This window comes from Bradyrhizobium sp. LTSPM299 (assembly GCF_000938235.1).
Classification (GTDB): Bacteria; Pseudomonadota; Alphaproteobacteria; order Rhizobiales; family Xanthobacteraceae; genus Bradyrhizobium.
Genome location: NZ_JYMU01000091.1, coordinates 367 through 15,246, shown reverse-complemented (window position 1 = coordinate 15,246; position 14,880 = coordinate 367). Strand labels below are relative to the sequence as shown.

Genomic DNA, 14,880 nt, shown 5'->3' with positions numbered 1-14,880 from the left:
CCGATCGGATCGATCGAAGCCCCGGCCTCAGCGCCGGGGCTTTTCTTTTGCGCGAGGACGGTGCCGGCGGATTAGGGCGATGACCGCGTAGCCCGGATGAAGCGAAGCGCAATCCGGGACAGGTCTATCCAACGTGGGGAGAGCGGCCCCGGATTTCGCTTCGCGTCATCCGGGCTACGTGAAGTCGCCTATACCAGCGCCAGCTTGCGGTCGATCACCAGCAGCACGCGGTCCAATTCGTGGCCACGGCGCAGGATCAGACCGGTCGCCGAGATCACGCTGTACATGCCCTGCTTGCGCGCGAGCCGAGGATCCTTCTCGATCCGGTAGATCGGCATTTCGGATGCGCGCCGAAACACCGAGAACACTGCGCGGTCCTTCAGGAAGTCGATCGCATAATCGCGCCACTCGCCGTCGGCGACCATGCGGCCATAGAGATTGAGGATGCGGCTGAGCTCAAGTCGATTGAACGTCACGCGGCTGGGCTGAGGGGCCGCAGCGGCGGGGCGCGCTACGGCGCGATTCCCGCTCGGATCCGTATCCTCCGACATCAAGCTCATCCAGCGCCTCCTGTCATCTCAGCGACGATCTCGATCCGAAACCGGTGTCCCCTTTTCGGGATCGTCACGCCGCTGACATGATCGCGCTAAGTCTGGAGCCCCGCAAGGGCCATTCGCAATGCACCCGGCTCAGAACCATCCCGGGGCGCGACGGATTGTCCTGCAAGGGGTCACGGGAACGTTAGCGGAATCATATTACTGCCCCACTTCCGCCCATCGCCCGCCCCGCTGGCCTGCGAGAAGATAATCCTGCGTTGACCCGGTCCTTTCGGTTCCGGATTCCTCAGCCCCCAGCCCCCCGGGGCCGTCGGGATCGGGTCTGTTCGCAGGGGAGTTAATCCCAACACTGGGCCAACGAAAGTTGGTCCTTTTTGTTTTTGGGGCACCCCGCACTCAGGCGTGATCGAGCGCCAAGCCTGATGGCGGCCCTGCTTCAATTGTTTCTGGATGCATGCCGGCGCGCCGACGTCTCACAACGACGCCGCACGACCGACGAAGCTGCTAATGCAGCGACGTGAATGCCGCGCCGAGCATCGGGCCCGGCTTGTCGCGATTGCCGTCCTGGACGTAGACCGCCGCGGCATCGACGCCATCGCGCGTGATGTTCTCGAGCGGCACGGTCCAGCTGCCCGACGAACCGTTCCAGTCACCGACCTTCAAGAGATTGCGCACCACATTGTGGTAGGTGATTTCCTGGCCGCGATTTTCGCCACGCGAGATCGAGATCGGCACCGACTTCGAGATCGAGCAGATCCAGACTTCGCCACGCGCCGCCGTGGGCGACTTGGCCGCCGCCACCGAAACGTTGATTTGCTTGCCCGTCAGCGTCATCGTCACCGGCACCGACATCACGCCAGCGCTCTTCTCAGTGTCCTTGATCGCGCTCTCGATGCTGGCACGGTCGCTGCCGATGACATGTGCGGAGCCGTTGACCACGGCCTGCGGCGTGTAGACGTCGCGATCGCCGCGCATATGCGAATAGGCTTTCTGACGCGCGCTGAAGCGGGAATCGGCCAGCGTGTCCTTCCAGCCGAGATAATCCCAATAGTCGATCGGCATGCTCAGCGCGATGACGTTGGGATCCTTCGCGAGGTCACCGATGACCTTGTCCGCGGGCGGACAGGATGAGCAGCCCTGCGAGGTGAAGAGTTCAATGACGGCACGCGGATCGGCGTGAGCGGGGCGGATGATCGCGACAATCGCGCAGATACCAAGAGCGCTGGACCATCGCGAGATAGAATTATAGGCCATCATCGCTGTCATACTGCGAACCAGTCGTGATGATTTCTATCCGTATTTGTACGGGGCATCAGATTGTCCCTTAGACGGCGTGCCCCAGAACGCGAGAAAGCGGCCTTTTCATAGGCCGCCTTCTTTTTAGCCGCTACTCACTAAGCAGTGAGGCACCGATCACAAATCCGCGTTAGAGCGTGATCCGGAAAAGTGTGAAGCGGTTTTCCGGAGAGATCATGCTCAAACAAACGGCCTAAGCCGCGAGTTTGCGCAGCACATAGTGCAGGATGCCACCATTGCGATAGTAATCGAGCTCGTCGAGCGTATCGATGCGGCAGAGCAGCGGGACGTCCCTCTTGGCACCGTCATTGGAGACGATTTCGGCCGTCAGCGTCTGACGCGGCTTCAAATCACCCTGGAGACCGCGGATCGTGACCTTCTCGTCGCCCTTCAGGGCGAGCGAAGACCAAGAGGTGCCCTCCTGGAAGGTGAGCGGAAGTACACCCATGCCGACCAGGTTTGAGCGATGGATGCGCTCGAAGCTCTGGCAGATCACCGCACGCACGCCGAGCAGGCGCGTGCCCTTCGCGGCCCAGTCGCGCGACGAACCGTTGCCGTATTCAGCGCCGGCGAACACCACCAGCGGCACGCCTTCCTCCTGGTACTTCATCGCGGCGTCGTAGATCGGCATCTGCTCACCGTCGGGCCAATGCTTGGTCAGGCCGCCTTCCGGAATGTTGCCGTCGGCGCCCTTCAGCATGAAGTTCTTGATGCGGATGTTGGCAAAGGTGCCGCGCATCATGACCTCATGGTTGCCGCGCCGCGTCCCGTACTGGTTGAAGTCGGCGGGACGTACCTGGTGCTCGCTGAGGAACTTGCCGGCGGGCGAGGTCAGCTTGATCGAACCGGCCGGCGAGATGTGGTCGGTGGTGATCTTGTCGCCGAACATTGCAAGGATCCGCGCGTCGACCACGTCCTTGATCGGCTCGGGATCCTTCTTCATGCCTTCGAAGTAGGGCGGGTTCTGCACGTAAGTCGAGCTCATGTTCCAGCGATAGGTCTCGCTTTCGACAGTCTTGATCTTGCGCCAGTTGGTATCGCCCTTGAACACGTCGGCGTACTTCTTCTTGAAGATCGTCGCGGTGACGAATTTCTTCATGTAGGCGTTGATCTCCTTGGTCGTCGGCCAGATGTCCTTCAGGAACACCGGCTTGCCGTCCTTGCCGATGCCGATCGGCTCGACCGCGAGATCCTTGGTGACGGTGCCGGCAAGCGCATGCGCCACGACCAGCGGCGGCGAGGCGAGATAGTTCGCCTGCACGTCGGGCGAGACGCGGCCTTCGAAGTTGCGATTACCCGACAGCACGGCGGCGGCAACGATGCCGTTGTCGTTGATCGACTTCGAGATATCTTCCGGCAGCGGGCCGGAGTTACCGATGCAGGTGGTGCAGCCGAAGCCGACCAGGTTGAAGCCGACCTTGTCGAGATCGGTCTGCAGGCCGGAATTGGCGAGATATTCCGCCACCACCTGGCTGCCGGGCGCGAGCGAGGTCTTCACCCACGGCTTGGCCTTCAGGCCCTTGGCAGCCGCGTTGCGCGCAAGCAGGCCCGCACCGATCAGCACGCTCGGGTTCGAGGTGTTGGTGCAGGAGGTGATCGCGGCGATCACGACGTCGCCATGGCCAAGATCGAAATCGCGGCCTTCGACGGGGAAGCGCTTCTGCTCGCCCTCGGGCTTCTTGTACTCATTGACCAATGAGGTCGCGAAGCCGGACGCCACCGCCGGCAGCGCGATGCGGCCTTCGGGGCGCTTCGGTCCGGCCATCGACGGCACGACGTCGGCGAGGTCGAGCGTCAGCGTGGTGGTGAACACCGGATCGGCCGACTTGGCGGTACGGAACAGGCCCTGCGCCTTGGCATAGGACGTCACCAGCTTGACGCGATCAGCCTTGCGGCCCGAGGTCTTCAGGTAATCGAGGGTCGCGGCATCGACCGGGAAGAAGCCGCAGGTCGCGCCGTATTCAGGCGCCATGTTGCCGATGGTCGCCTTGTCCGCAACCGAGAGGAAGTCGAGGCCCGGGCCGAAGAACTCGACGAATTTTCCGACCACGCCCTGCTTGCGCAGCATCTGGGTGACGGTCAGCACGAGGTCGGTTGCGGTGACGCCCTCCTTGAGCTGGCCCTTGAGCTTGAAGCCGACGACTTCCGGCAGCAGCATCGACAGCGGCTGGCCGAGCATGCAGGCTTCCGCCTCGATGCCGCCGACGCCCCAGCCGAGCACGGCAAGGCCGTTGACCATCGTGGTGTGCGAGTCGGTGCCGACCAGCGAATCCGGATAGGCGACCTCGAAGGTGCCGGTCTTCTTGCCGACCGTCATCTTCTCCTTCTTGGTCCAGACCGTCTGCGCGAGATATTCCAGATTGACCTGATGGCAGATGCCGGTGCCGGGCGGCACCACCGAGAAGTTCGAGAACGCCTTCTGGCCCCACTTCAGGAACTCGTAGCGCTCCTGGTTCTGCTTGTATTCCTCGACGACGTTCTTGCCGAACGCCTTATTGTCACCGAAGAAGTTGACGATCACCGAGTGGTCGATGACGAGATCGACCGGCACCAGCGGGTTGATCTTCTCGGCATCGCCGCCGAGCTTCTGCATCGCGTTGCGCATCGCCGCGAGATCGACCACGGCCGGAACGCCGGTGAAGTCCTGCATCAGCACGCGCGCCGGGCGGAAGGCGATCTCGTGCTCGAGCTGGCGCTTCTTCAGCCACTTCGAGAACGCGACGATGTCAGCCTTCTTGACGGTGCGGTCGTCTTCATTGCGGAGCAGGTTCTCCAGCAGAACCTTCATCGAGTACGGCAGCTTCGAAATGCCCTTCAGTCCGTTCTTCTCTGCCGTGGGCAGGCTGTAATAGACGTAGGTCTTGCCACCGACCTTCAGGGTCTTGCGGCATTTGAAGCTGTCGAGCGAGGTCATGCGAGGGATCCCAATTTCTCAGTTATACCCGGCAAGGGTATTTGAACACCGTTGGCCGACACCGGCCAGAGGTTGGCCTGCTGACTTGCGGCCGCCGATCGTGTGCTGCATCAAGTTCCGGGCTTATAGAATCTTTCTAGAAGCACCGCCACACCGACAAGCGTGCGACAGCGTTGCGCGACCCAAAAATTCTCACTCGGTAGCCAAAGATTTCAGAGGGCTGTGACAGGGGAAGCATGCGGCTCTCGGGGCAAAATCTGACATGCGTGCGCGGCGGCCGCGAGGTATTTTCCAGCCTCGATTTTTCGGCCGCCTCCGGCGACGCCCTGGCTGTCACCGGCCCCAACGGCTCGGGCAAGACCTCGCTGCTGCGCATGGTTGCCGGCCTGCTGGTTCCGGCTGAGGGCTCGATCACGCTCGAGGGTGGCGAGGCCGAGCTGAGCCTGCCGGAGCAGGCCCATTATCTCGGCCACCGCGATGCGCTGAAACCGGCACTCACCGTGCTGGAAAATCTCTCCTTCTGGCGGGAATTCCTCGGCGGCGAGGCGCAGAACGCCACGCTATGCCTTGCGGCGGTGGCGCTCGACCACGCCACGCATCTGCCGGCGGCTTATCTCTCGGCCGGCCAGCGCCGCCGCCTGTCGATCGCGCGCCTGCTCGCGGTGCGGCGGCCGGTCTGGCTGCTGGACGAGCCGACATCGGCGCTCGATGCCGCCGGCCAGGAATTGTTCGTCGGGCTGATGCGCGATCATCTCAGCCGGGGCGGCATCATCGTCGCGGCGACCCACATGCCGCTTGGGATCGAGGCCCATGACTTGCGGATGGGAGCCGCGGCATGACCGCCCTCGCCGCACTGATCCTCCGCGACGTCAGGATTGCGCTCCGCGTTGGCGGCGGAGCGCTGATCGGGGTGCTGTTCTTCCTCGCCGTCACCGTGCTGATGCCGTTCGCGGTCGGGCCTGATCTCGCGCTGCTGTCGCGGCTTGGCCCGGCTATCCTCTGGCTCGGCGCACTGCTGGCGAGCCTGCTGACACTGGATCGCCTGTTCACGGCCGACCATGAGGACGGCTCGCTCGACCTGATCGTGATGAGCCGGACGCCGCTGGAACTGGCCTGTGCAGCCAAGGCGCTGGCGCATTGGCTTGCCGCGGGACTGCCGCTGATCATCGCGACACCCGTGCTGGGCCTGTTGCTCAACCTCGACGGCGCGGCGACGCTGGCGGTGGCGCTGACGCTGCTTGCGGGAACACCGGCGCTGACCTTCACCGGCATGATCGGCGCGGCATTGGCGGTGACGCTGCATCGCGGTGGATTGTTGCTGGCGGTGCTGGTGCTGCCGCTGTCGATCCCGGTGCTGATCTTCGGCGTCGCAGCATCGCAGGCGGCCATATCAGGACCAATGTCGTTCGGAACTCCGTTCTCGATCCTCTGCGCGCTGTCCCTTGTCAGCTTCGTCATCGGGCCATTTGCCGCAGCCGCGAGCCTGCGGCACGGGCTGGACTGAGATGTAACAGATCAATTCTCGACGAGAACGACGCGGCCAATTGCCTGCGACACATCAGACGATTATCAGGGTGCCATGACGCTGACAGCGACGCTGACCGACCTCGCCAACCCGACCAAGTTTCTGGCGCTGACCGCGCGCATCCTGCCGTGGCTGGCGGGCGCGACCGCGATCCTGCTCGCGATCGGCCTCTACCAATCAGCGATGGCACCCGATGACTATCAGCAGGGCGCCACGGTGAAGATCATGTTCATCCACGTGCCGAATGCGTGGCTGTCGATGTTCGTCTGGGGCGTGATGAGCCTGGCCGCGCTCGGCACGCTGGTGTGGCGGCATCCGCTGGCCGACGTCGCCGCGAAGGCCGCGGCGCCGATCGGGGCCGCCTTCACCTTCCTCGCGTTGGTCACCGGCTCGCTCTGGGGCCGGCCGATGTGGGGCACCTATTGGGAATGGGATGCGCGGCTGACTTCGGTGCTGATCCTGTTCCTGATGTATCTCGGCCTGATGGCGCTGTGGCGCGCGGTGGAAGACCCCTCGCGCGCGGCGCGAGCGGCGGCGATCCTCACTTTGGTTGGCGCAATCAATATCCCGATCATCAAATTCTCGGTCGACTGGTGGAACACGCTGCATCAACCGGCCTCCGTGCTCCGCATGGGCGGGCCGACGCTCGACAAGGCGTTCCTGTGGCCGCTGCTGGTGATGGCGATCGCGTTTTCGCTGCTGTTCATCACGTTGCATCTGGCGGCAATGCGCAACGAGATCCTGCGTCGCCGCGTCCGCAGCCTGCAGATGATGCAGGCCAGCCAGAAAGCGGCATGACGCGATGTCGCTTGGCCCTTACGCCTCCTTCATCGTGACATCCTACGCGCTGGTGACGGCGGTGGTGGTGCTCTTGATCGTCTGGATCGTCGCCGACTACCGCCGGCAGCAGGCGCGCTTAAGGGAAATCGAGGCCAGCGGCATCACCCGCCGCTCCGGCCGCAGTGCGGCGGATATCCGATGAGCGAACAGGCGACAAACTCTCCGCCGCAAGGCCGCCGCTGGGTGCTGGTGCTGCCGCTGATCGTCTTCGTTGGGCTCGCGGGCCTGTTCCTGCTGCGGCTCTATGGCGGCGATCCCTCGCGAATCCCGTCGGCGCTGATCGGCCGGCCGGCGCCGCAGACCGCGCTGCCCGCGCTCGAAGGCCTGGTGAAGGACGGCGCGCAAGTGCCGGGGCTCGACCCCGCAATGTTCACGGGCAAGGTCAGCGTCGTCAACGTCTGGGCGTCCTGGTGCGTGCCCTGCCACGACGAGGCGCCGCTGTTCACCGAACTCGGCAAGGACAAGCGCTTCCAGATCATCGGCATCAACTACAAGGACGCGCCCGACAATGCGCGACGCTTCCTCGGCCGCTACGGCAATCCGTTCGGCCTGGTCGGCGTCGACGGCAACGGCCGCGCCTCGATCGAGTGGGGCGTCTACGGCGTGCCCGAGACCTTCGTGGTCGGGCGCGAGGGCAAGATCGTCTACAAGCTGGTCGGCCCGGTGACGCCTGACAACGTCAACAGTGTGCTCAAGGCTGAGATCGAAAAGGCGCTGGCGGCGGGGAGCTAGAGGGGCGCGTTGCCAAAATATCGAAAAACAACCCCAGGCAAAGTAGCCGGTGGCGGACGGTGTTCGACCAGACAATTTGACACGTCGGGCAACTCAGCGATATTCTTCTAATATTCCGAAATCATGCACGCATCCCTCGCCCCTGCAAGCGGGAGAGGGCCCCGCCCTTTCGCGGTTGCTATTCGACCTCTAGTCATAAAATCTGACGCTTGGTACCCATCTGGAAATCCGGCTTGGGGAAGTAACCGGACATAAGCCGCGCGATCGCTGCCGACGGCATGGCGCCAAGCCAAGTCGTTCAAATTGACTTACCAGCGTCTCGGAAGCGGACATTGTTCGATACACAGGTTGGACGGGAAGTGACGCCACCGCGCGATCGCGCTAATCGAACTTGACCAAATCCTGGAAGATCAGCTGAGCCCAAGTGGGCCCGCGCGCCTGGACGAGTAAACCGCCCTCTGCGAGCTTGCCGAGGTTGACGGGCGCGAATCCGAGTTGTTCGACCAAGGCCGCCACTTGCAAGGCCGCGCCGTCGTCGTCGCTCGACAGGAAAGTGACCCGCCGGCCGCCCTTGACGTTTGGGTCCTCCGCCAACGTCCGGGCCGGCAAATGGTTGAAGGCCTTCACCAGTCTCGAACCGACCAGAGCTTGGGCGTTCACGACGGAAGACGGAAGACCACCGAGTTCATCCAGCGACACGCCGTAGGCGTTGGTGGCGTCGATCACGATCTTGCCTTGCCAGTCCGCAGCCTGGGCGAGCTCATCTTGCAACCCGAATGGGACAGCCAAGATAACAATCTCGGCCCTGAGCGCGTCCTGCAGCGAGTGCGCGGTCACCGTCGGCCCAATAGCCGTCGCTTGCGGTGTGATAGCCTCAGGTGGCCGTCGGGCCGCCACGGCGACTTGAAGATTCTTGCGGGCGAACGCGCGGGCAAGCGCCTGACCGATGGCGCCAAAACCAATAATCGCAGAGCTCATGAAATTCTCCGGGTCGCTTTTTGAAGTGGAAATACCCATGCGAACGCAGGCGCGCTCGGATTGAGCTGTAGTCTACCCCGCGAGGGAACCAATAAGCCTTGCCCCCTTCGCGGAGCCGCGTCATGCGCGCTTAGATCGGCCCCTTACGCTATCGTCCGAACAACGCCACCGTCGACACGCAAGGAGGTGCCTGTTGTCGCCGACGCCTGCTCCGAACAGACATAGACGACCAGGTTTGCGACTTCTTCAGTTGTCGCGAAGCGATTGAGCAGCGTGGTCGGGCGCATTGTCTTCAGGAATTGCTGCTCGGCTTCCTCACGCGTAATGCCTTGCGCCTCTGCATTCGCCTGAGCCCAACCACCCATGATCTCCGAATTGGTCGGCCCAGGGAGCACCGAATTGACGGTGACGCCCGTTCCGCCGACCTCCTCGGCCAAGCCCCTGGAAATGGCGAGCTGGGCGGTCTTGGTCATGGCGTAGTCGATCATATCCTTGGGGATTGCGAGCGCAGACTCGCTGCTGATGAAGACAACGCGCCCCCAGCCGCGCTTCGTCATGTTCGGCACGTAGTGGCGGGAGGCGCGAATACCGCTCATGACATTAAGTTCGAAGAGACCGATCCACTCGCTGTCCTCAATTTCGAAGAAGGACTTCGGGCGCCCAGTACCTAGATTGTTGACGAGAATGTCCGCATCTGGCGCCTGCGCAAACAAGTCGGCCGCGCCGTGCGGGGTCGCCAAGTCTGCGATGACGCCGGTAAACTCCGCCTTTGGCAAGAGTTTGCGAAGCTCCCGAAGCGCCGTGGAGACGCGCTTCTCTGTGCGGCCGTTGATCACGACGGCGGCACCTGCGCGCCCCAGCCCTTCTGCAACGGCTCGGCCGATGCCTGCCGTGGACCCAGTGACGACCGCCTTGCGGCCAGTGAGATCGATAATCATGACACCATCCTTTGAATTGCGAGAGAGCTGGACGTGGGTGATGTCCGAACTAATGATAATGGCGTAAATTGCCCTGACATTAATTCTCAGGAGGAATGGGGTGGACCGATTCCACGAATTGAGCGCCTTCATCGCCGTTGTCGAGGCAGGCGGCTTCTCCGCTGCCGCCCGAACAACAGGGGACTCACAGTCCGCAGTCAGTAAGGCGATTGGCGCGCTGGAAAAGCGCCTTAGCGTAATGCTGTTCAACCGAAGCACGCGCCGGGTGACCCTTACGGATCAGGGGCAGAAATACTACGATCGGATAAAGCCGCTTTTTGACGAGATGCAGGACGCTGATAGCGAACTCACCGGAAGCACGCAGGGTATATCCGGTTTGATTAGGATCGCCGTATCTGGGACTTTCGGCCGTCTTCACGTCTTGCCGCTTATCCCCGACCTGTTGTCACTCAACCCAGGCCTTCAGGTGGATCTCATTCTCTCGGACATCGTGCGCGATATGGTGGAAGATCGGATTGACCTGGCGATACGCGTGGGGCCTGTCAGTGAACCCGACGCGGTCGTCAGGCGCGTGGCGATCACCCCGCTCGTATGCGTCGGATCCCGTCATTATTTCGAGCGCCACGGGATCCCAAAGACCCCTGCGGAGCTCGTTGAGCACAATTGCCTTTTGTATGGCGGCCTAACAGAGGCGGCGAATTGGCCGTTCGTGGGGCAAGAAGGTCGATTCAGCGTCCCGGTTCGGGGGAACCTCTGGTCTAACAGTGTCGAAACGATCCGGTCCGCGGTTCTGGCCGGTGTTGGAATTGGCCTGTTCGCCAAGGTTTCTCTTGCTGATGAACTCCGCCATCCCGATGTCATCACTATCCTTGACGATTTTATGAGCGAGATCAGGGATATTAGCCTCGTCTGGCCCAAACGCCGGTTCGTTCCGGCCCGTGTGCGCCAAGTGACCGATTTCTTCGCGGGGGCCATTGCGCGGCGAACTTAGGAAAGATGCTCAGCGATTGTCTGAACTGCCTCTTAGTGGATAGAATCTACCGTTTGGTGCCCCCCAGGCTCGAACGTCCCGACCGCAGAAGGAATCCAAAAGGGACTCTTCCGTCAGGCTCGATCCACTACCTAGTGGTTCCGAACATCGCCCGCCTCCGCCTCGCTGGACTCCAGCGAGACCGGATCGAGGTGATAGCGCTTGGTCAGCGGCATCTGGGCGATGGCGAAGATCATGGTCAGCGGCGTCACGCCGAACACCTTGAAGTTCACCCAGAAATCCGTCGTCTGCGTACGCCAGACGATCTCGTTCAGGACGGCCATGCCGGCGAAGAACAGCGCCCAGCGCAGGGTGAGGACACGCCAGCCCTGCGGCGTCAGATTGAACATCTGGTCGAACACGACGGCAATGAAGGAGCGGTTGAACAACAGCCCGCCGCCAAGCACGGCCGCGAACAGGCTGTAGATGATGGTCGGCTTGACCTTGATGAAGGTCTCGTCATGCAGCACCAGCGTCAGCGTGCCGAACACGAGCACGACCGCGCCTGTGACCAGCGCCATGATCGGGACGTGCTTCGTCACCACATAGGACGCGATCATCGCAACGACGATGGCGACCATGAATGCGCCGGTTGCAACGAACAGATGAAACTTTGCATTGGCGATAAAGAACACGAGCAACGGCCCGAGCTCGGTTGCAAGCTTGAACAGCGGATGCGGCTGGGTCTTGTCCATGACGTAACCTTTGTCTCCGTCATCACCCGCGAAGGCGGGTGATCCAGTATTCCGAGAGATTTCGATTCCAGTCAGCGCCGCGGCGTACTGGATGCCCCGCTTTCGCGGAGCATGACGAAAACCTATGCCTCGATCCCGGCAATCGCCTTGGCAAAATCTTTCGCGGCGAACGGCGCAAGATCCTCGACACTCTCGCCGACGCCGATGAAGTGCACCGGCAGTTTATGCTTCTCCGACAGCGCGACCAGGATGCCACCGCGCGCGGTGCCGTCGAGCTTGGTCATCACGAGGCCGGTGACACCTGCCGTACGACGAAATGCATCGACCTGCGACAGCGCATTTTGTCCCACCGTGGCATCGAGGACGAGCAGCACCGCGTGCGGCGCCGATGCATCGACCTTCTTGATGACGCGGACGACCTTCTCGAGTTCGTTCATCAGCTCCGTCTTGTTCTGCAAGCGGCCCGCCGTATCGATCAAGAGCACGTCGCGCTGCTGCTCCTTCGCCGCGGTCAGCGCACCGAAGGCGAGGCTCGCGGAGTCCGAACCCTGGGCAGCTGATATGACCGGCGACTTGGTGCGCTCGCCCCACACCTTCAGCTGCTCGATCGCTGCCGCGCGAAACGTATCGCCGGCGGCGAGCATCACCTTGCGGCCCTCGGCGGAGAGTTTCGCGGCAAGCTTGCCGATCGTGGTGGTCTTGCCGGAACCGTTGACGCCGACGACGAGGATGACGAACGGCTTCTTCGACGGGTCGATCTCCAGCGGCTTCGCCACCGGCGCCAGCACCTTCTCGACCTCGGTCGCGACCACGGCCTTGACCTCGTCGGCGGAGATCGCCTTGTCGTAGCGGCCCTTGCCGACCGCATCCGCGATACGCACCGAGACCTCGGTGCCGAGATCGGCGCGCAGCAGCACATCCTCGATATCATCGAGCATGGCGCGATCGAGCTTGCGCTTGGTGACGAGATCGGCAACCGCCGTCCCGAGCGCCCCGGAGGTCCGCTTCAGGCCGCCGGTCAGCCGTTGCCACCAGCTCAGTTTGGGAGTTCCCGCAGTGGTATCGTTCATGGCGCGCGTGTGTTAGCCGTTTCGCTTCCCAAACGAAAGTCTCGACCAATTGATCGATGTTCCCCAATTGTCCGCGGAAGACATCCAGGCGCGCGTGCTCCACCGCGACGGGCTGATGCTGGTGATCGACAAGCCGGCCGGACTGCCGGTGCATCGAGGCCCCAAGGGCGGCGCCAATCTGGAAGCATCGTTCGACGCGCTGCGGTTCGGCCTGCCGCGGCCGCCGGTGCTGGCGCATCGACTCGACAAGGACACCTCCGGCTGCCTGGTGCTGGGTCGTCATCGCAAGGCGACCGCCTCGCTCGGGCTTCTGTTCAAGCACGGCAGGATTTCGAAGACCTACTGGACGGTGGTCGAGGGCGGCCCCACTGAGGATGAAGGCACCATCGATCTGGCGCTCGGCCGGCTCAACGCCGAACGCGGCTGGTGGCAGAAGCCGGACCCGGATGGGCAAAAGGCCGTCACCAACTGGAAGGTCCTCGGGCGCGGCCAAATCCTCACGCAAGACCTGACCTGGCTCGCGATGGAGCCGGTCACCGGCCGCACCCATCAGCTCCGCGTGCATTCGTCTGCCACCGGCTGGCCGATCGTCGGCGACAATATCTACGGCAACGGCCCGCGCTTCGGCGAGCCAACCCTGCATTTGCACTCCCGCGAGATCGGAATCCCGATCTCCAGGAACAAGGATCCGGTGCGCGTGGTCGCACCGGTGCCGCAGCACATGCAGGACCGGCTGCTGGCCTGCGGCTGGAACGGCGAGTAAGCACCCCGGGAAATTACGGTCCTTTATCCTTTACGGAACGTTCAGAGCCATCCGGTAGACCTGCAAGCTGGCTTAGAACAAGCGCACCGGGACGGGCTCAGAACGAGCAATGCATCATGTCGGGCAGGCCATTGTCGATGAGGTCGAAACAGCGATCCGCGGCGGTTCGGCCGAAAAATGGATAGCGACGGCCAAGCGCGTCACCGACCTTTTCCTCGCATCCGCCGGCGGCTTCAACAGCGAACAGATCGAGCTGTTCGACAATGTGCTGGAGCGACTGGTCAAGACCATCGAGCTCCGCGCTCTTGCCGACATCAGCGCCCGGATGGCGCTCGCCGAAATCAGCGAACAGCTAGCGCCGGTCAAGCAGGCGCCGCCCACGATCGTTCGCCGCCTGGCGCGAAACGACGAGATTCGGATCGCACAGCCAATCCTGCAGGAATCATCGCGCCTGAGCGCGGAAGATCTCATCGAGATTGCGCAAACCAAGAGCGAGCAGCATCTGCTCGCCGTGGCCGGCCGCTGGTGGTTGAAGGAGACCGTCACCGACGCGCTGCTGGCACGTCGCTTTGCGAGCGTGAGCCGCCGCGTGGTCGGCAATCCCGGTGCCAAGGTGTCGGCGAGCGGGTTTGTGGTCATCCTCGCGCAGGCCGAGTACGACCCTGATCTGGCGGTCGAAGCCGGCGTCCGCGCGGACCTGCCGTCCGAACTCCGCCTTCAACTCCTGCACGACGCGACCGAAGAGGTTCGCAGCCGGCTGCTGGAACGCGCGCCGGCGCATCTGTTCGAGGAGATTCGCCACGCGATCGCCGCGGTCGCCGCCGGCGTCGAGCGCGACATGTCGCGGGTCCGCGACTTTACCGCAGCCAGACGTCACGTCGCGAAGCTCAAGGAGAGCGGCGAACTCAACGAAGCCATCCTGCTCGGCTTCGCCAGGCAGCGAAAATACGAAGAGACGGTCGTTGCGCTGGCTCACCTGGCGCGATCGAGCGTCGAGGTGATCCGTCCCCTGATGCAAAGCCTCCGTGGCGAAGGCCTGCTGGTGCCCTGCCGCGCCGCCGGACTGACCTGGGAGACGACGGCCGCGATCATGGAATGTCGCTACTCGACGGGCGCGATGGCACCGGCCGAACTGGCCAAGGCCAAGGGACAGTTCACGATGTTGACGCGCGACAACGCCGACCGACTGCTTCGATTCTGGCAGGTTCGGTCGACGCCGCCGCCGAAGCCGGGCGGGCATTGAAATATTCACCAGCGTCGTCCTGGTGAAACAGGCTGTGCGAGAAGTCGCGCTGCTTGCGACGGGATGGCTGCATCGGCCAGCAAAAATGCTCAGTCAGGCGGGCGTGAGTGCCAGCGCTTCCAGTAGGGCGGGCACTCCAAGGATGTTGGTCACTCGCTTGAGGTTGTAGCAGAGGACGCCCAAGGCGAGTTCGGTCTTCGCCTTTTTCAGCCCCTTCACCAGGAAGCGGGGGACCAGCCATCAGCCACTTCATGGTTCCAAACGGGTGCTCTATCGTCTCCCGCCGTCGCCTCATCCAG

15 protein-coding genes are annotated in these 14,880 nt (G+C 63.0%); 8 read left to right on the top strand and 7 right to left on the bottom strand.

The features are described 5' to 3' along the window. Positions 1-188: 188 nt before the first annotated feature. The 3 genes from UP10_RS39055 to acnA all read right to left on the bottom strand — a co-directional run bounded on the left by UP10_RS39055 (position 189) and on the right by acnA (position 4,767). Positions 189-560, bottom strand: a complete 372-nt coding sequence (locus tag UP10_RS39055; RefSeq protein ID WP_044592491.1) for a DUF2794 domain-containing protein — start codon at positions 558-560, stop codon at positions 189-191. A 501-nt stretch (positions 561-1,061) separates the two neighbouring features. Continuing rightward, positions 1,062-1,823 carry a DUF1223 domain-containing protein gene (locus UP10_RS39050; protein WP_044592490.1) on the bottom strand — a complete coding sequence of 254 codons (762 nt, stop codon included), beginning with the start codon at positions 1,821-1,823 and terminating at the stop codon, positions 1,062-1,064. Positions 1,824-2,046: 223 nt separating this feature from the next. Then, the gene (gene acnA, locus UP10_RS39045) at positions 2,047-4,767 is read right to left on the bottom strand and encodes an aconitate hydratase AcnA (protein ID WP_044592489.1); all 2,721 of its coding nucleotides are present in this window, start codon (positions 4,765-4,767) and stop codon (positions 2,047-2,049) included. Between the two features lie 236 nt (positions 4,768-5,003). Between acnA and ccmA the strand changes: the two genes are divergently transcribed. From ccmA to UP10_RS39020, 5 genes are all read left to right on the top strand, one after another. Beyond that, positions 5,004-5,606: a heme ABC exporter ATP-binding protein CcmA gene (ccmA, locus tag UP10_RS39040; protein ID WP_044592488.1), complete on the top strand. Its 603-nt coding sequence runs from the start codon at positions 5,004-5,006 to the stop codon at positions 5,604-5,606. Then, complete coding sequence (ccmB, locus tag UP10_RS39035; RefSeq protein WP_044592487.1) at positions 5,603-6,271, top strand: heme exporter protein CcmB; 669 nt, start codon at positions 5,603-5,605, stop codon at positions 6,269-6,271. The genes ccmA and ccmB overlap by 4 nt, the downstream gene beginning before the upstream one ends. A 75-nt stretch (positions 6,272-6,346) precedes the next feature. After that, positions 6,347-7,090 carry a heme ABC transporter permease gene (locus tag UP10_RS39030; RefSeq protein ID WP_044539664.1) on the top strand — a complete coding sequence of 248 codons (744 nt, stop codon included), beginning with the start codon at positions 6,347-6,349 and terminating at the stop codon, positions 7,088-7,090. A 4-nt stretch (positions 7,091-7,094) separates the two neighbouring features. Beyond that, on the top strand, positions 7,095-7,274 hold the full coding sequence (gene ccmD / locus UP10_RS39025; protein ID WP_044592486.1) for a heme exporter protein CcmD: 180 nt from the start codon (positions 7,095-7,097) through the stop codon (positions 7,272-7,274). Then, on the top strand, positions 7,271-7,864 hold the full coding sequence (locus UP10_RS39020) for a DsbE family thiol:disulfide interchange protein (RefSeq protein ID WP_044592485.1): 594 nt from the start codon (positions 7,271-7,273) through the stop codon (positions 7,862-7,864). Before ccmD ends, UP10_RS39020 begins: the two co-directional genes overlap by 4 nt. 381 nt (positions 7,865-8,245) lie before the next feature. Here the strand turns inward: UP10_RS39020 and UP10_RS39015 are convergent, their stop codons facing one another. After that, positions 8,246-8,842 (bottom strand): NADPH-dependent F420 reductase, encoded by a 597-nt coding sequence (locus tag UP10_RS39015; RefSeq protein ID WP_044592530.1) that lies wholly within the window; start codon positions 8,840-8,842, stop codon positions 8,246-8,248. Positions 8,843-8,985: 143 nt separating this feature from the next. Then, positions 8,986-9,780, bottom strand: coding sequence for an SDR family NAD(P)-dependent oxidoreductase (locus UP10_RS39010; RefSeq protein ID WP_044592529.1), 795 nt, complete (start codon positions 9,778-9,780; stop codon positions 8,986-8,988). A gap of 100 nt (positions 9,781-9,880) precedes the next feature. Between UP10_RS39010 and UP10_RS39005 the strand changes: the two genes are divergently transcribed. Next, the gene (locus UP10_RS39005) at positions 9,881-10,771 is read left to right on the top strand and encodes a LysR family transcriptional regulator (protein WP_044592484.1); all 891 of its coding nucleotides are present in this window, start codon (positions 9,881-9,883) and stop codon (positions 10,769-10,771) included. A gap of 131 nt (positions 10,772-10,902) precedes the next feature. On the opposite strand, the gene UP10_RS39000 is transcribed toward UP10_RS39005, so the two are convergent. Further along, a complete protein-coding gene (locus tag UP10_RS39000) occupies positions 10,903-11,505 on the bottom strand; it encodes a septation protein A (RefSeq protein WP_044592483.1) in 603 nt (200 codons plus the stop codon). A gap of 122 nt (positions 11,506-11,627) precedes the next feature. Further along, positions 11,628-12,575 carry a signal recognition particle-docking protein FtsY gene (gene ftsY, locus UP10_RS38995; RefSeq protein ID WP_044592482.1) on the bottom strand — a complete coding sequence of 316 codons (948 nt, stop codon included), beginning with the start codon at positions 12,573-12,575 and terminating at the stop codon, positions 11,628-11,630. Positions 12,576-12,624: 49 nt separating this feature from the next. Here ftsY and UP10_RS38990 point away from each other — a divergent pair, with 49 nt between their 5' ends. Both UP10_RS38990 and UP10_RS38985 read left to right on the top strand, forming a co-directional pair. After that, on the top strand, positions 12,625-13,338 hold the full coding sequence (locus UP10_RS38990) for an RluA family pseudouridine synthase (RefSeq protein WP_044592481.1): 714 nt from the start codon (positions 12,625-12,627) through the stop codon (positions 13,336-13,338). Between the two features lie 109 nt (positions 13,339-13,447). Continuing rightward, positions 13,448-14,581, top strand: a complete 1,134-nt coding sequence (locus UP10_RS38985; protein ID WP_044592480.1) for a DUF2336 domain-containing protein — start codon at positions 13,448-13,450, stop codon at positions 14,579-14,581. Positions 14,582-14,880: the final 299 nt, after the last annotated feature.

Bases quoted from the DNA above. Each gene is read 5' to 3' on its own strand.
- UP10_RS39055 (WP_044592491.1), bottom strand. From the start codon at position 560: ATGAGCTTGATGTCGGAGGATACGGATCCGAGCGGGAATCGCGCCGTA.
- UP10_RS39050 (WP_044592490.1), bottom strand. From the start codon at position 1,823: ATGACAGCGATGATGGCCTATAATTCTATCTCGCGATGGTCCAGCGCT.
- acnA (WP_044592489.1), bottom strand. From the start codon at position 4,767: ATGACCTCGCTCGACAGCTTCAAATGCCGCAAGACCCTGAAGGTCGGT.
- ccmA (WP_044592488.1), top strand. From the start codon at position 5,004: ATGCGGCTCTCGGGGCAAAATCTGACATGCGTGCGCGGCGGCCGCGAG.
- ccmB (WP_044592487.1), top strand. From the start codon at position 5,603: ATGACCGCCCTCGCCGCACTGATCCTCCGCGACGTCAGGATTGCGCTC.
- UP10_RS39030 (WP_044539664.1), top strand. From the start codon at position 6,347: ATGACGCTGACAGCGACGCTGACCGACCTCGCCAACCCGACCAAGTTT.
- ccmD (WP_044592486.1), top strand. From the start codon at position 7,095: ATGTCGCTTGGCCCTTACGCCTCCTTCATCGTGACATCCTACGCGCTG.
- UP10_RS39020 (WP_044592485.1), top strand. From the start codon at position 7,271: ATGAGCGAACAGGCGACAAACTCTCCGCCGCAAGGCCGCCGCTGGGTG.
- UP10_RS39015 (WP_044592530.1), bottom strand. From the start codon at position 8,842: ATGAGCTCTGCGATTATTGGTTTTGGCGCCATCGGTCAGGCGCTTGCC.
- UP10_RS39010 (WP_044592529.1), bottom strand. From the start codon at position 9,780: ATGATTATCGATCTCACTGGCCGCAAGGCGGTCGTCACTGGGTCCACG.
- UP10_RS39000 (WP_044592483.1), bottom strand. From the start codon at position 11,505: ATGGACAAGACCCAGCCGCATCCGCTGTTCAAGCTTGCAACCGAGCTC.
- ftsY (WP_044592482.1), bottom strand. From the start codon at position 12,575: ATGAACGATACCACTGCGGGAACTCCCAAACTGAGCTGGTGGCAACGG.
- UP10_RS38985 (WP_044592480.1), top strand. From the start codon at position 13,448: ATGCATCATGTCGGGCAGGCCATTGTCGATGAGGTCGAAACAGCGATC.